The organism is Microvirga sp. 17 mud 1-3 (assembly GCF_003151255.1).
Taxonomy (GTDB): domain Bacteria; phylum Pseudomonadota; class Alphaproteobacteria; order Rhizobiales; family Beijerinckiaceae; genus Microvirga.
In genome coordinates, this window is record NZ_CP029481.1 from 928,863 (window position 1) to 942,162 (window position 13,300).

Annotated in this window: 15 protein-coding genes; 3 read left to right on the forward strand and 12 right to left on the reverse strand. The window is 65.7% G+C overall.

Translation table 11 applies throughout. The features are described from left to right. Positions 1-127: 127 nt before the first annotated feature. The gene (locus tag C4E04_RS04250; RefSeq protein WP_162559272.1) at positions 128-985 is read right to left on the reverse strand and encodes a GNAT family N-acetyltransferase; all 858 of its coding nucleotides are present in this window, start codon (positions 983-985) and stop codon (positions 128-130) included. Between the two features lie 51 nt (positions 986-1,036). Next, complete coding sequence (locus tag C4E04_RS04255; protein ID WP_371682034.1) at positions 1,037-1,996, reverse strand: threonine/serine dehydratase; 960 nt, start codon at positions 1,994-1,996, stop codon at positions 1,037-1,039. A 100-nt stretch (positions 1,997-2,096) separates the two neighbouring features. Here C4E04_RS04255 and C4E04_RS04260 point away from each other — a divergent pair, with 100 nt between their 5' ends. Further along, positions 2,097-2,585, forward strand: a complete 489-nt coding sequence (locus C4E04_RS04260) for an Lrp/AsnC family transcriptional regulator (protein ID WP_109595276.1) — start codon at positions 2,097-2,099, stop codon at positions 2,583-2,585. An 87-nt stretch (positions 2,586-2,672) separates the two neighbouring features. On the opposite strand, the gene C4E04_RS04265 is transcribed toward C4E04_RS04260, so the two are convergent. From C4E04_RS04265 to C4E04_RS04290, 6 genes are read right to left on the reverse strand one after another with little or no spacing between them, the layout of a single operon-like run. After that, the gene (locus C4E04_RS04265) at positions 2,673-3,689 is read right to left on the reverse strand and encodes a succinylglutamate desuccinylase/aspartoacylase family protein (protein ID WP_109595278.1); all 1,017 of its coding nucleotides are present in this window, start codon (positions 3,687-3,689) and stop codon (positions 2,673-2,675) included. A gap of 52 nt (positions 3,690-3,741) precedes the next feature. Continuing rightward, a complete protein-coding gene (locus tag C4E04_RS04270; protein WP_109595280.1) occupies positions 3,742-4,518 on the reverse strand; it encodes an amino acid ABC transporter ATP-binding protein in 777 nt (258 codons plus the stop codon). Between the two features lie 12 nt (positions 4,519-4,530). Next, a complete protein-coding gene (ehuD, locus tag C4E04_RS04275) occupies positions 4,531-5,190 on the reverse strand; it encodes an ectoine/hydroxyectoine ABC transporter permease subunit EhuD (RefSeq protein ID WP_109595282.1) in 660 nt (219 codons plus the stop codon). Next, positions 5,180-5,839, reverse strand: a complete 660-nt coding sequence (locus C4E04_RS04280; RefSeq protein WP_109595284.1) for an amino acid ABC transporter permease — start codon at positions 5,837-5,839, stop codon at positions 5,180-5,182. Before C4E04_RS04280 ends, ehuD begins: the two co-directional genes overlap by 11 nt. Before the next feature lie 30 nt (positions 5,840-5,869). Continuing rightward, a complete protein-coding gene (gene ehuB, locus C4E04_RS04285; protein WP_245416230.1) occupies positions 5,870-6,745 on the reverse strand; it encodes an ectoine/hydroxyectoine ABC transporter substrate-binding protein EhuB in 876 nt (291 codons plus the stop codon). 55 nt (positions 6,746-6,800) lie between these two features. Then, positions 6,801-8,000 (reverse strand): PLP-dependent aspartate aminotransferase family protein, encoded by a 1,200-nt coding sequence (locus C4E04_RS04290; RefSeq protein ID WP_109595289.1) that lies wholly within the window; start codon positions 7,998-8,000, stop codon positions 6,801-6,803. Positions 8,001-8,114: 114 nt separating this feature from the next. Between C4E04_RS04290 and C4E04_RS04295 the strand changes: the two genes are divergently transcribed. Then, a complete protein-coding gene (locus tag C4E04_RS04295) occupies positions 8,115-9,035 on the forward strand; it encodes a LysR substrate-binding domain-containing protein (RefSeq protein WP_109595291.1) in 921 nt (306 codons plus the stop codon). A gap of 115 nt (positions 9,036-9,150) precedes the next feature. Beyond that, positions 9,151-9,594 carry an OsmC family protein gene (locus C4E04_RS04300; RefSeq protein ID WP_109595293.1) on the forward strand — a complete coding sequence of 148 codons (444 nt, stop codon included), beginning with the start codon at positions 9,151-9,153 and terminating at the stop codon, positions 9,592-9,594. On the opposite strand, the gene C4E04_RS04305 is transcribed toward C4E04_RS04300, so the two are convergent. From C4E04_RS04305 to rsmD, 4 genes are all read right to left on the reverse strand, one after another. Continuing rightward, positions 9,591-10,340: a hypothetical protein gene (locus tag C4E04_RS04305; RefSeq protein ID WP_109595295.1), complete on the reverse strand. Its 750-nt coding sequence runs from the start codon at positions 10,338-10,340 to the stop codon at positions 9,591-9,593. The two genes, C4E04_RS04300 and C4E04_RS04305, sit on opposite strands and share 4 nt — an antisense overlap. A 138-nt stretch (positions 10,341-10,478) precedes the next feature. Continuing rightward, positions 10,479-11,522, reverse strand: a complete 1,044-nt coding sequence (gene mgrA / locus C4E04_RS04310) for an L-glyceraldehyde 3-phosphate reductase (protein ID WP_109595297.1) — start codon at positions 11,520-11,522, stop codon at positions 10,479-10,481. Positions 11,523-11,594: 72 nt separating this feature from the next. Continuing rightward, a complete protein-coding gene (locus C4E04_RS04315) occupies positions 11,595-12,635 on the reverse strand; it encodes a zinc-dependent alcohol dehydrogenase family protein (protein ID WP_109595299.1) in 1,041 nt (346 codons plus the stop codon). Between the two features lie 102 nt (positions 12,636-12,737). After that, complete coding sequence (rsmD, locus tag C4E04_RS04320; protein ID WP_109595301.1) at positions 12,738-13,295, reverse strand: 16S rRNA (guanine(966)-N(2))-methyltransferase RsmD; 558 nt, start codon at positions 13,293-13,295, stop codon at positions 12,738-12,740. Positions 13,296-13,300 lie beyond the last annotated feature (5 nt).

The window sequence follows — 13,300 nt, forward strand, 5'->3', positions numbered from 1 at the left end:
CATCCTCGCGGGACGTGGAAGTAGCAAAGGGCGGGCTGGAGGGGGTTGCCTGAAGGCGTCGACGGGATTGGATTGGGGCGGGTTCAGACTTATCCAGCATCCCCTCGATGCCGTAGCGGACTGCGCCTCAGGCCGCGAGATTGCGAACCATCTCGAACTGGCCGATCGGCGTCCGCTCGAATCCCATTCGGGTCATGAAGCCAGGAGCGAGGTCCTCCGGGACGTTGGCGGTGACCAGGAGATCCTGCTGCGGATGGGCGGCCGCCACGGTAGAGATCATGGCTTGCCCTAATCCGCGTCCCCGCGCATCGCGGTTTACGAAGAGGGTCCGCAGGGCGAGGCTTCCGGGCTGCGGTGCAGGCTCCACGATGGCAAAGGCGGTCCCTTCCAGGGACAGCCCGCGCGCGGGTGCCGCAATCGCCGCCAAGGTCTCGGGAGCCAGAAACCACGGGAGATCGGCCGGGCCTTCTTCGGCGAGCTTGCGGGCGATCGACAGCGGGTCGACCTCCACGAGGTCAGCCACGGCGGCGGGTATCCCGGCCGTCGCAGCGCGGCGATATCCGATCAGCCGGCGGCGGCTCTCAAATCCGAGGCTGCGATAGAGGCGCACGGCAGGCTCGTTGGTGTCGATGACCTCCAGCAGCAGGTGACGGTCGCCGAGCTTGCGCAGGTCTTCGATGACCTTGCCCAGTGCGAGCCGCCCCAGGCCGCGAGCCCGGTGGGAGGGCACGATGCCCATCGCGGCGATCCGGGCCGTCCAGCCGCGGCGGGCCACGAGGATGAGGGCGACAGGGTGCTCCCCGTCCGTGAACACGCGGCTGGCGCGAAGGTCGAGGGTCTCACGCCGGAAGCGAGCGTTGAACATCTCCCCGTTGATCGCCTGCGGAATGACATAGCCTTCGAAGCAGGCGGTCATGATCTCGGCTAGGGCGCTGGTCGTGAACGCGAGGGCAGGATGGCTGACCACGCCGGCAGGCAGGGGCATCGGGAAGGTTTCCATTGCGTGGATCTCTGATGGCGAAAACTGAAGTAAGGGCTAGTCCGGAAGCCACGCGGCGATCTGCTGCGGTGTCAGGTTTGCGCCGCACAGGACGCTGGCCACGCGGGAGCCCGCATAGTCCTGCTGTTTCTGGATCAGCCCGGCGAGACCTGCGACGCCTGCCGGCTCGACCACCCGGCCGAGATGCCGCCGGACGAGCCGCATGGCTTCGAGGATCAGTTCGTCGCTGACCAGCACCACCTCGTCGACCGTGTCCCTCATGGAGGTGACCGCAAAGGGTACCGGCACCCGGACGGCAATGCCGTCGGCGATTGTGTTGACGGAGAGTGTTTCCAGCGGCTGGCTCGCCGCGAAGGAATGCGCCATGCACGGCGCTCCCATGGCCGCGACCGCGACGATCCGGGTCTGGGGCGACCGATGCCTGAGCCACGATCCCATGCCTGTTGCGAGCGCACCGTTGCCGAGAGGGACGAAGATGGCATCGAGCGGCGGCAGGGCTTCCGTGATCTCGAGCGCGATCGTGCCGGCTCCCTCGGCAATGGCTGGCTCCGCCCCGTCTTCGACGAAGCGGAAGTCCTTATCGGCCGCAAATGCCCGTGCCTCAGCCTTCGCTGCATCCAGATCGGGCCCGTGAAGGATCACCTCGGCCCCGAGCCGGCGCATAGCCTCGATCTTGAGGGGGCTTGCCGTCTCGGCGGCAAAGACGATGACCCGGTGTCCGGCCCGGACGGCCGCATAGGCGAGCCCCTGACCGAAATTGCCGGCCGAGGCCGCGACCAGCGTGCTGCCTTCGCTCAGGTCACGGGCGACGAACAGGCTCGTGCCACGGCCCTTGAAGGAGCGGATCGGGTTGTCGGTCTCGTCCTTCAGCCACAGGGACAATCCCAGATGCCGGTCGAGATCCGGCGACGTTCGCAGGGCGGAGCCGCGGAAGACAGGCGGGATCTGGTGGCGGGCCTCGGCGATCCGAGCAGGGGACAGGGAAGTGATGTTCATAATAAAAAGCTTAGCAGGATCGCGCGATGCGTGTTCCCAATATTTGCGCTAAGTGCGCTGCAAAGCCGCGTAAGCTGACGCTTCCTTGCAGGATTCTCGCATGCCCGATCTTGATGAGCTTGATCTCCGAATCCTTGACCTTGTCCAGGATGATGCCGATCAGTCGAGCGAAGCGATGGCTGGCGCGGTGGGGCTGTCGGCCTCCGCCGTGCAGCGGCGGTTGGCGCGCCTGAAGCGCGACGGCATCATCGAGAGGGTCGTCGCCCTGGCGGAGCCCCGATCCGTAGGCCACACCGTGACGGTGCTGGTCGAGGTGGAGATCGACAACGAGCGCCGCAGTGCCCTGGAGGGCTTCCAGCGCTGGGTTCTCGATGCGCCGGAGGTGCAGTCCTGCTGGTATGTCACGGGCGACGCCGACTACGCGCTCCTGGTCTGCACCCGGGACCTGGACGCCTACAATGCCTTCATCGAGCGCCTGATGACCGAGCAGCCGGTGGTGCGCAAATACAAGAGCCTGATCGCGCTCAAGACGATCAAGCGCGGGCTGAAGGTCCCTGTGAGGTGCTCGGACCCGGGCACTGGCGCATAAGGAAGCCATACCGTCAGGCTCCTCATAACCGCTATCGCGGTTCATGAAACAGCGCCAGGGCGGGGTGCTACGTGGTCTTCTGGCCGGTCAGAGGGGCCGGCCGACATCCGTCATCAGGTTGTACAGGCAGTCGCCCCGGGCAGTCATCGTCGGGAAGCGCCGGCAGCTGACCATGCCGCCCGTCGGGAAGCGGAGCACCACGGGCGGGGTCAGGGGACTCTCGTAGGAGTGGATGCAGCCCGCCTCCTGGCCGGCTTCCACGACGTCGCCGACTGCGGCGAACGGTTGGAACAGCCCGCTCTCGGTCGCGTAGACGGCGGCGTTGCGGCCGAGCGATCTCATCAGCCGGCACCCATTCGTCTCCCGCACGGCCATGTCCGGTACGATCCCGTAATGCTTGAGGACCCGGCGGACCCCGGTCTCGGCGATCGCCAAGCCGACGGGCGAGAGGGTCGCGCCTCCGCCGAGTTCGGTCGTCAGAGCCGGAATGCCCCGCTGCTCGGCCGCGGCGTAGAGCGTCGTGGCCCCGCCGCCACCCTCTCCGTCGGTGAGCACGCCGACCGGGGCGTCGAACGCCCGCAAGAGCTCCCGCACGGCCTCCTGGTGCTCGGGCGTCAGCCCCGGCCGGGCCAGCGCGAGCGGCAGATATTCGAGCGAGCGTCCGCCGGAGTGAAGATCGATCACCAGATCGGAGATCGGGAACAGGACGTCGTCGATGTAATGGGCGAGCATCTCGGTCGGCGAGCCATGGGCCTTGCCCGGGAACAGGCGGTTGAGATTGCCTTCGTCAATTGGGGACACCCGCTGGCCCGCCGCCACTGCCGGATAGTTCAGGGACGGCAGGATGATGATCCGCCCGTTGACCTGGGACGGAGAAATCTCCCGGGCCAGCTTGATCAGAGCAATTTGGCCCTCGTACTCGTCTCCATGATTCCCGGCCGAGAGCAGGATTGTCGGGCCGCGGCCGTTCCGGATGCAGATCAGCGGGATTGGAATCCAGCCATAGGCCGACATGTTCGACGAATACGGAAGCCGGAGGTAGTCCGCTTGCTTGCCGTCCAGATCGAAATCGATGGCCGTCCAAATGCGGGTGGTGTTCGACACGACGTGTTCTCCAGTGGCAAGCGGTACTTATTGGACGGGGGATTTTGTCGGCTCAGAGGATTTGACGGAGAAAGGCCCTCGTCCGCTCGTTCTGCGGGTTCGTGAAGAACTCCGACGGAGGAGCGCTCTCGACAATGCGGCCGCCATCCATGAACACGATCGAGTCGGCCACCTTGCGGGCAAACCCCATCTCGTGCGTGACGCACATCATCGTCATGCCGTCCCGCGCGAGCTCTATCATGACATCGAGCACCTCGTTGATCATTTCCGGATCGAGCGCGGAGGTGGGCTCGTCGAACAGCATCACCTTCGGCTTCATGCACAATGCGCGCGCAATCGCGACACGCTGCTGCTGCCCGCCGGAGAGCTGGCTCGGGAACTTGTGCACCTGCTCGGGGATCCTGACCCTTTCCAGATAGTGACGAGCAATGTCCTCGGCCTCTCGGCGCGGGATGCTGCGGGCCCGTCGCATCGCCAGGGTGCAATTCTGCAGGACCGTAAGGTGAGGGAACAGGTTGAAGTGCTGAAAGACCATGCCGACGTCGCGCCGCAGCTCATGGAGGCGCTTGGCGACCGCTCCGACCTCCTGGCCGTAGATGAAGATCTGGCCGTCCTGATGGCGCTCAAGCTGGTTGACGCACCGGATCAGGGTCGACTTGCCCGATCCCGATGGACCGCAGACGACGACCTGCTGTCCCACGTGGATGCGCAGATCGATGTCCTTCAGGACATGGAACGTCCCGTACCACTTGTTCAGTGACTGGATGTCGACTGCGACCTCGCGCGGCTCCGCGACACTGCTTCCGGTTTTAAGGGTGCTGATTTCCATCACGATGTCCGGTTAGCGTTTGGCGGATTTCAGGAGCCGGGTTTCCATCAGGCGCACGAGCTGGGCGATTGAAACCGCGAGGACCAGGAAGATGACCCCGACGGTCAGCATAGGCTCGGCATATCTGAACGTGTCGGATGCGATCTCCATCGCCTGCCCGAGCATCTCCGGGACTGCGATGATCGCCAGATACGGCGTGGCCTTCAGGATCGACACGAAATAGTTCCCCATCGGGGCCGCGATGTTGCGCAGCATCTGGGGCGCGATGACGAAGATCACGATGTCGAGCCGCCGGAGACCGAGCGCGTGTGCGGCCTCGAACTGGCCGCTCGGGATCCCGTCGATTCCGGCCTTGAACACCTCTGCAAGATACCCGCTGTAGTACAGGCTCAGGCCGAGGATGCCGACCACATAGGACGGGAGGGTGACTCCGTAGAACGGCAGGACGAAGTACAGGAAATAGAGCTGCACCAGGACGGGAGTGGAGCGGATGAAGTCGATCAGGAACCGCATCACGTAGGACATGACGCGGCTGGAGCGGCGCAGGATCTCGAAGGTAAAGCCCAGGAGCGCCGCGCCAAGGCAGCTCACGATCGTCACCCAGATGGTTGTCCCCAGGGCGGATAGAATGATCGGCAGGCTCGCGATGGCGAAATCGAGGTTAAAATTCACCGCGGGTCCTTTCGCTGACCGCCACCCGCTTCTCCACCCACCGGCCGAGGATCGTGGCCGGGTAGCAGACGATGAAGTAGGCGACGAGAAGGGCCGAATAGGTGCCGACCGGGTCGTATTGGAGCTGCGAGATCTCCTTTGCCCGGAATGTCATGTCGGTCAGCGTGATCAGGGACACCAGGGCGGTACCCTTGATCAGCTGGATGACCTGGTTGATGAAGGTCGGCGTCATGGCCTTGAAGGCCTGCGGCAGCTCGATCAGCGCGAGGATGTGCAGGCGGCGCAGGCCGAGGGCCCTACCGGCCTCGACCTGGCCCGGATCGAGCGCCTGCAGGGCCGCACGGACTGCCTGGCTGCCGTAGCCGCCGATGTTCAGCCCGAGCGCCATCGCCGCAACGGTGATGCCCGACAGAGTGATGCCGAAACTCGGCAGAGTGTAGTAGAAGACGAACAGCAGAACGATGACGGGCGAGCTTCGCCAGAACTCGATGATCGCCGTAACGATCCATCGCGCCGGGCCAGTGGTGAAGTGCTGCAGTATTCCGAACACCAGCGCAAAGGGGACAGCGTAGGCCATCCCCCACAGCGTGACGGTGGCCGTGACGCCGAAGCCTTCGAAAATGCCGGCCAGGATCTCGACGAAGCTCATTCCCGCACATCCTCAATGTCGCATGAGCGATCAGTCGCCCTTGCAGACATCCGCGGTCTTGATTTCGGGAGCCATTTCGGCATCGGTGAAGCCGTAGGTCTCCATGATCTTTTTGACCGTGCCGTCGGCCTTCAGCTTCGCCAGACGCTCGTTGAACAGGTCGCGAAGCGCCGCGTCGTTGGTCCGGAACGCGATGGCCGTATACATGGCGGACGGAAGGCCGTTCTCCTTGGTGAGGCCCGTGAATGGCGCCGCCCGTTCGAGGCCCTTGACGTTCTTGTCCTGCAGCAGGGAGACGACGCTCGGCGCCGAGAGCGTCGCTGCATCGGCGCGCCCGCCAAGCACGGCGGAGACGAGATCAGTGGTCTCGTGGAGCTGGAGAATCTGGTCCTGCGGAACTCCGGCCGCGATGGCGTTCTTGGTGTTCTCAGTGCCCCGGCCACCGGCAAGACGGATCTTCGGATTCGACGCAATGTCCGCGTAGCTGTGAATGTTCAGCGGGTTGCCCTGCTTGACGATGAGCCCGTCGCCGACTGCGAGGTCCGGCTCGCTGAAGATCACTTCCTGGCAGCGCTTGGGCGTGATCGCGATTCCGGAAGCGATCATGTCGAACCGATTAGCATTGAGGCCCGGGATGAGTGCTCCGAACTCCGAGATGACGAAATTGATGTTCTTGATGCCGAGAGGCTCGAGCGCCGCCTTGACCAGATCGGGGTGATAGCCCTGGACTTCGCCCGTGCTGCTGCGGAAGCCCCAGGGCGCGCGGTTATGGATGCCGATCGTCAGGGTCCCGGAGGCGAGGCGCTCCTTCGCATCCGACTGGGCCAGCGCCGCAGGCCCGCTGCCCGCGAAGGCCGCGAGCGCAAGCGCCGCGAGTCCTGCCTTGATGGTCAGTCTTCTGGTCATGTTCAACATCACAAGTCCCTCTCGTTGTTGGTTTGCTGTGTGAAGAATTCGGGCGTCACGCACCCGCCGGCGCGGGAGACGCGGTTTCGCAGAACGTGTCGAGCGCCGCGAAGAACCGGTCGAGATCCTCCTGCAGATCCGACAGGGCCTCCACGCCGATGCTGACGCGCAGGACCAGATCCTCTCCGGGCCATGGTTGAGCGGTGCGATTGGCCTTGACGGGCATCGGGGCCACCAGGCTCCGGGTCCCGCCCCAGGATGCCCCGATGGCGAAGATCTTCAGGGCATCGAGCGCCGCGAAGACATGCGGCGTTGCGGCCGGGGTGAAGATGATCCCGAAGACGCCGCTCGCTCCGTTGAAGTCGCGCTTCCAGAACTCATGGCCCGGATTCCCCGGCAGGGGAGGGTAGAGGATCCGATCCACACTCGGCTGATCGGCGATTGCGGGCAGCAGGCGCCTGGTCGTCTCGGCGCAGTAGTGGAGACGCACCGCCATCGTCTCCATCCCCCGGAGAACGAGCGAACAATCGTCAGGGGAGACCCCGATGCCCAGGCGGCTCAGTTTGCCCTTGACGGTGGACGCCATCGCCTGATCGCGAACCGTAATCGATCCCATCAGCACGTCCGAGTGGCCGGAGAAATACTTCGTCAGCGCCTCGACGACGATATCGGCGCCGTGTTGGAGAGGCTTGAAGAGCAGTGGGGTGGCCCAGGTATTGTCACAGCCGAGCAGGGCGCCGTGTCGATGGGCAATCTCCGCGAGGCGACGCATGTCCTGGACCTCCATGGTCGTGGAGCCGGGCGATTCCGCCCAGATCATCCGCGTCCGGCGATCCATCATGCGCTCGAGCTCGTCCGGCGCCGTCGGGTCGTAGAACGCGACGTCGATCCCGAGCGTCCTGAGATCCTTCTCGGCGAAATCCCGGAGGGGCGGGTAGACCGTGTCGGCGATAAGGATTCGATCCCCCGCTTGGACGAAGGACAGAATCGCGACCGTGATCGCGGCCTGGCCGGACGGGACCAGGAAGGTCCTATGGCCTTGCTGGAGAGCGGTGATCTTATGGGCGAGCGTGCGCGAGGTCGGCGTTCCGGACAACCCGTAGCTGTAACCCTCGTCGCCGCGCTCATGGCGCTTCTGATAGCTCTGCGCATTCGGGAACGGGATCGTGGATGCCCGATAGACCGGAACTCCAAGGCTCGCGAAGCCGTCCCGGCTAGCTTCGGAGGAAATGACGCAACGTGTCCAGTCGTCCATAGGCGCTATCCTTGCTGGGTTCCCTATAGATCATGGTGACCCTATTCCGTCCAATACGAATATTGTGCCTGACTATTCTCTGTGGTTATATGTTTCCTATCCTGTGAGGGCGGCATGAATCAGCGCCAAATCGAAGTCTTTCATGCCGTAATGACGGCCGGGACGGCCTCCCGCGCGGCGGAGGTCCTGCGTATCTCGCAGCCCGCCGTCAGCAAGGCGATCCAGGAGCTAGAGCGATCTGTCGGGTTCGCGCTCTTCGAGAGGATCAAGGGCCGTATGGTCCCGACGCCAGAGGGCCAGCTCTTCCAGCGGGAGGTGGAAGCCTCCTTCCTCGGCATGGCGCACCTGCGCAGCATCGCGGCACGGATCCGGGACTTCGGCTCGGGTGAAATTCGTCTGGCCAGCCTCTCGGCGCTGAGCACGAATATCGTTCCGCTCGCCCTTCGCCGTTTCAGGGACAGGCACCCGCAGGTGGCCATCACTTTGCAGGCCCAATTGTCGTCGACCATCCGCGATCTGGTCGCGTCTGGGCAGTTCGATCTCGGCATCGCGGCGGACGAGGTCGACGTCACGGGTGTCGTTGCCCGGCCCTTCATGACCTGTCGCGCCTCGATTGCCGTCTATCCGGGGCACCGGCTCGAGAGCGCCCGCTCCATAACGGCGGCGGATCTGCATGGCGAGGAATTCATTGCTCTGGCGCCGCAGGACACGACGCGGATGGAGGCGGATTCCATCTTCGCCGCTGCGCAGGTGCAGCCCCGCATCGTCCTCGAGACGCCGTTCTCGTCAACCGTCTGCGCGATGGTGCGGGCAAAGCTCGGTTGCGGCCTCGTGAATCCGCTGACCGCCGAGATCTATCTGAACAACGGATTGATCCTGAAGCCGTTCGAGCCGGCCGTGCATTTCCGGACCCTGCTGCTGTTCCCGCTCAATCCAAGGCCGTCACGGATTCTCCAGGACTGCGTCGAGGAACTGGACCGCGCCGTGGCCGAACTGTCCTCGCAGCTCGGAACCTCCGACGCCGACCTCTTGTGAACCATTCCGGTGCCGCCCGGTACCGCGGCGTGCCCGATCCTTGGGGGCATCGCCCCGGCATTGAAAAGCAGCGGCACGGCGACATAACCTCGGCCGAGAGGGCGGGAGGTCCGACATGACCACAATGACGGTCCGGTTGCGGAGCGTTCCCGAGACGCAGGCCTGTCTCGGCTGGGCGGGCGCCCATTCGGTTGTCGTCGACCGGCCGGCCGGCAAAGCCGGTGGGCAGGGGCTCGGCTTCAATGGCGGGCAGCTGCTTGCCCTCGCCATCGGCGGCTGCTTCTGCAACGATCTCCATTATGTCGCTCACGCCATGGGAATCGAGCTCGTCTCGGTGGCCGTCGACGTTACCGTGAAGTTCGAAGGCGAGCCTCTCCTGGCGACGGGTGCGGATGTTCGGGTCTCTGTCGAGGCCGCCGACGCGAAGGCCGATCTGGACGCGTTGATCGCGCGGGCGCAGGCGACGTCCACCGTCAGCAATTCCATCGCGCGCGGCGTCCCCGTTCGCGTCTCGCCGGTTTCCGGTCCGGCGCCGGAGATCCTGGCGCTCTCCCGCTAGAACGACAAAGGCTTGCCCGAGACCGGCTCCAGGGCGTCGCCCTTGCGCTCGTAGATGACCGTGGCAGGCGGCAAAGGCTTGCCGTTGCGCTTGCCGCGATAGGCGAGGGTCAGACGGCCTGCGGGATCCACCTTCCAGGATCCGTTGATGTCCGTGCAGGACTTGCCTTTCTCGACCGCATCGCAATCGCTCCGCGAGAGCACGATGCCGTCCTCCGGGCTGATCCGCACCGCATGCCCGTCGCGGAAGATGAAGACCTGAAGGATGCTCGTGGTCTCGCCCTGGAACGTGCCGCCGCCCTGAATGACGATCCCGTCATCGGCGCCCATGCGCATGGGCGTGATGGCCGTCACGTCTCCCCAGGAGCCCGCCTCCGTGAATTCCGGGTGCCGCGCCACCGTCACGAGCTGCTTCCCGTCCCGCCGCAGGAAGGTGGCGGTGATTTTCGCGCCGCAGCCATGGCAGGCTTCGCCCGGCACCTGGCCGAAGGTGAAGAGCACCACCGCGTCGCCGAAAGCGTTCGCCTGGTACGGGTAGATGCAGGGCTCGGGCTCCCCCTCGTCCGGATCGGCCTTGCGTTCGGGCACATTCGGATAGGCGGCCTGCATGGCGCTGCGCAACAGGGCGTGCCCACGCAGGGCGGCTGCGGAACCGGGGCAGAGCGGGCCCGCCCCGCCCTGGGCCTGCACCTCCGGGGCGGTCATCAGAAGGCTCGCGGCTGCGAGCAGAACAAGACGCCCGATCATGGGAACGACACCGACCCTCAAGGCCGATGACGGCCCGCGGTTCCATAGCCGATTTCCATTGCGCCGCAACGGAAACTTCGCAGTGCTCCGCCACACTTTCCGGCCCTGTGGCGCCCTTGCGACGGACCGGAGATGTTTTTAGCGGGAAGGGCCGGGACGCTCCGAGGAGGCCGCCCAGATGTTCACGCCGCCCTCGACCGCGTGCCGGTCGATCTCGGCCAGTTCCTCCGGCGAGAACGCGAGGGTCTTCAGCGCCGCCACGCAATCAGCGATCTGCTCGGGGCGGCTCGCGCCGATGAGCGCGGTCGTCACCCGCGGGTCACGCAGCACCCAGGCCAGGGCCATCTGGGCCAGGGTCTGGCCGCGCTTCTCGGCGATGGCGTTGAGACCCCGGATCCGGCGCAGGTTGTCCTCGCTCAGGAAGCTCTGGCGCAGGGACTTTCCGGCCGCCGCGCGGCTGCCTTCCGGAACTCCGCCGAGATATTTGCCCGTGAGCATGCCCTGGGCGAGGGGCGAGAACACGATGGTGCCCATGCCGGATTCTTCCAGCACGTCGAGGAGCCCGTCCTCCTCGATCCACCGGTTAATCATGGAATAGCTCGGCTGGTGGATGATGCAGGGCGTCTTCAGTTCGCGCAGGATCGCCACCGCCTCGCGGGTGCGGCGGGCATTGTAGGACGAGAGGCCCACATAGAGCGCCTTGCCCTGCCGCACGGCGGAATCGAGGGCCATCATGGTCTCTTCCAGCGGCGTCTCCGGGTCGAAGCGGTGGGAATAGAAGATGTCCACGTAATCGAGACCCATGCGCTTCAGGCTCTGGTCGAGGCTGGAGAGCAGGTATTTGCGGCTGCCCCATTCGCCATAGGGGCCCGGCCACATGCGGTAGCCCGCCTTGGTGGAGATCACGAGCTCGTCGCGAAAAGCTCGGAAATCCGTGCGCAGCACCTCGCCGAAGAGGCTCTCGGCGGCGCCGGGCGGCGGGCCGTAATTGTTGGCGAGGTCGAAATGGGTGATGCCGAGGTCGAAGGCCGTGCGGCACATCTCACGGGCATTGGCGGCGGTCCGGTCCTCGCCGAAATTGTGCCAGAGCCCCAGGGAGATCGCCGGCAGCTTGAGGCCGCTGCGGCCGCACCGGTTGTAGATCATCGAATCGTAGCGGGTCTCGGCGGGCAGGTAGGACATGGTCGTCTCCGGAAATTCGCGCGTCGGACTGAACGCTCGCACATCGCGCCCCGCCGGTTCAAGACGGCTTCGTCAGAAGCGGGTGATCACCGTGATGCCCGTCCCCTCGAAGCGGTCCATGGCCATGAGCGCTTCGGGTGCCTCGTCGAGAGCGATATGCCGGCCGATGAGCCGCTGCGGCGCGAGCTTGCCGGTCGCGATCATGGCCATCATCGCGTCGTAGCGGAAAGCCTGCATGCCGTGACTGCCGTAGATCTCGAGCTCATGCGCGATGACCTTGTCCATGGGGATGACCGGGCGGGCATGGTCCCCGAGCATCAGCCCCACCTGCACGTGGCGCCCGCGGCGGCGCAGATTGGAGATGGAGTTGAAGCAGGTGGCAGGATGCCCGAGCGCATCGATGGAGACATGCGCGCCGCCATCCGTGACGTCCCTGACGGCCGCCACCACGTCCGTGCCGGGGGAGGCTTGGATTGTCGCGACGGCGCCGAGCGTGCGCGCGAGATCGAGCTTGTCGGGCGTAAGGTCCACCGCCACCACGTTGGCGCCCATGGCGGACGCGATCATGATGGCCGAGAGGCCGACGCCGCCGCAGCCATGTACCGCCACCCACTCGCCCGGCTTCACGCGGCCCTGGTCCACCACGGCCCGGAAGGAGGTCACGAACCGACAGCCGAGGCTGGCGGCGGTCGCGTAATCGAGGCTCTCCGGCAACGCAACGAGGTTGAGGTCAGCATGGTCGAGCGCCACGTATTCGGCAAACGAGCCCCAGGCCGTGAAGCCGGGCTGGAACTGGTGTTCGCAGACCTGCTGGTTGCCCGAATGGCATTCCCGGCAATGGCCGCATCCGGCCACGAACGGCACCGTCACCCGGTCGCCGACCTTGAAGCGCGTCACCTGCCGGCCGGTGGCGAGCACCGTGCCGGCGAGCTCATGCCCGGGCACGTGCGGCAGCACGATGTCGGGGTCGTGCCCCATCCAGCCGTGCCAGTCGCTCCGGCACAGACCCGTCGCCTCCACCTTCACCACCACGCCCTCGTCGGAGGGCTCCGGATCCGGCACATTCATGATGCGCGGCGGCGCGGAGAACTGCTCGTAGACGACGGCTTTCATGGGCGGCCTTTCCTCATCTCGCAACGGGGAGGTTTAGCCCGAGGGTGACGATGGGGCAAATACATCGCGGGCCCTTCCAGGAGAGGTGAAAGGAGGAGGGGATCAGGCCCGGTAGCGCCCGAACACCACCTTGGTCTCCCCGTAATCCCGCCGCTCGATCTCGTCGAAACCGTCCGGCAGCGAGACGGTGACGCCTTGCGCTTCCTCGACCACCACGAGCGCATCGGGCACGAGCCAGCCGCCGGCCGCGCAGGAGGTGAGCGCCTTCGGGGCCAGGTCCTTGCCGTAGGGCGGGTCGCAGAAGACGAGCGAGAAGGGGGCGTTCGGTGCCGCCGCACCCATGCGGGTGGCGTCGCGGCGGAAGAGGCGCGTGGCGCCGCCGGCGCCGACGGCTTCCACGTTTTCGCGGATCAGGCCGCGCGCCTGGGCGCCGTCGTCCACGAACAGCGCGAAGGCGGCCCCGCGGGAGAGTGCTTCCAACCCCATGGCGCCGGTGCCGGCGAAGAGGTCGAGCACGCGCGCGCCCTCGACCGGGTCGTCATAGGAATGCTGGAGGATGTTGAAGAGCGTCTCGCGCAGGCGGTCCGAGGTCGGGCGGATCGCATCCGAGCTCGGCCCCTTGAGCGAGCGGCCGCGCCAGCGCCCGCCCACGATTCTCATGGATC

Excerpts from the sequence above, each read along its gene's own strand:
- C4E04_RS04250 (WP_162559272.1), bottom strand. The coding sequence starts at position 985 with ATGCCCCTGCCTGCCGGCGTGGTCAGCCATCCTGCCCTCGCGTTCACG.
- C4E04_RS04270 (WP_109595280.1), bottom strand. The coding sequence starts at position 4,518 with ATGGAAATCAGCACCCTTAAAACCGGAAGCAGTGTCGCGGAGCCGCGC.
- mgrA (WP_109595297.1), bottom strand. The coding sequence starts at position 11,522 with ATGTCCTACCTGCCCGCCGAGACCCGCTACGATTCGATGATCTACAAC.
- C4E04_RS04290 (WP_109595289.1), bottom strand. The coding sequence starts at position 8,000 with ATGGACGACTGGACACGTTGCGTCATTTCCTCCGAAGCTAGCCGGGAC.
- rsmD (WP_109595301.1), bottom strand. The coding sequence starts at position 13,295 with ATGAGAATCGTGGGCGGGCGCTGGCGCGGCCGCTCGCTCAAGGGGCCG.
- C4E04_RS04305 (WP_109595295.1), bottom strand. The coding sequence starts at position 10,340 with ATGATCGGGCGTCTTGTTCTGCTCGCAGCCGCGAGCCTTCTGATGACC.
- C4E04_RS04315 (WP_109595299.1), bottom strand. The coding sequence starts at position 12,635 with ATGAAAGCCGTCGTCTACGAGCAGTTCTCCGCGCCGCCGCGCATCATG.
- C4E04_RS04300 (WP_109595293.1), top strand. The coding sequence starts at position 9,151 with ATGACCACAATGACGGTCCGGTTGCGGAGCGTTCCCGAGACGCAGGCC.
- C4E04_RS04280 (WP_109595284.1), bottom strand. The coding sequence starts at position 5,839 with ATGAGCTTCGTCGAGATCCTGGCCGGCATTTTCGAAGGCTTCGGCGTC.
- ehuB (WP_245416230.1), bottom strand. The coding sequence starts at position 6,745 with ATGACCAGAAGACTGACCATCAAGGCAGGACTCGCGGCGCTTGCGCTC.
- C4E04_RS04260 (WP_109595276.1), top strand. The coding sequence starts at position 2,097 with ATGCCCGATCTTGATGAGCTTGATCTCCGAATCCTTGACCTTGTCCAG.
- C4E04_RS04255 (WP_371682034.1), bottom strand. The coding sequence starts at position 1,996 with ATGAACATCACTTCCCTGTCCCCTGCTCGGATCGCCGAGGCCCGCCAC.
- C4E04_RS04295 (WP_109595291.1), top strand. The coding sequence starts at position 8,115 with ATGAATCAGCGCCAAATCGAAGTCTTTCATGCCGTAATGACGGCCGGG.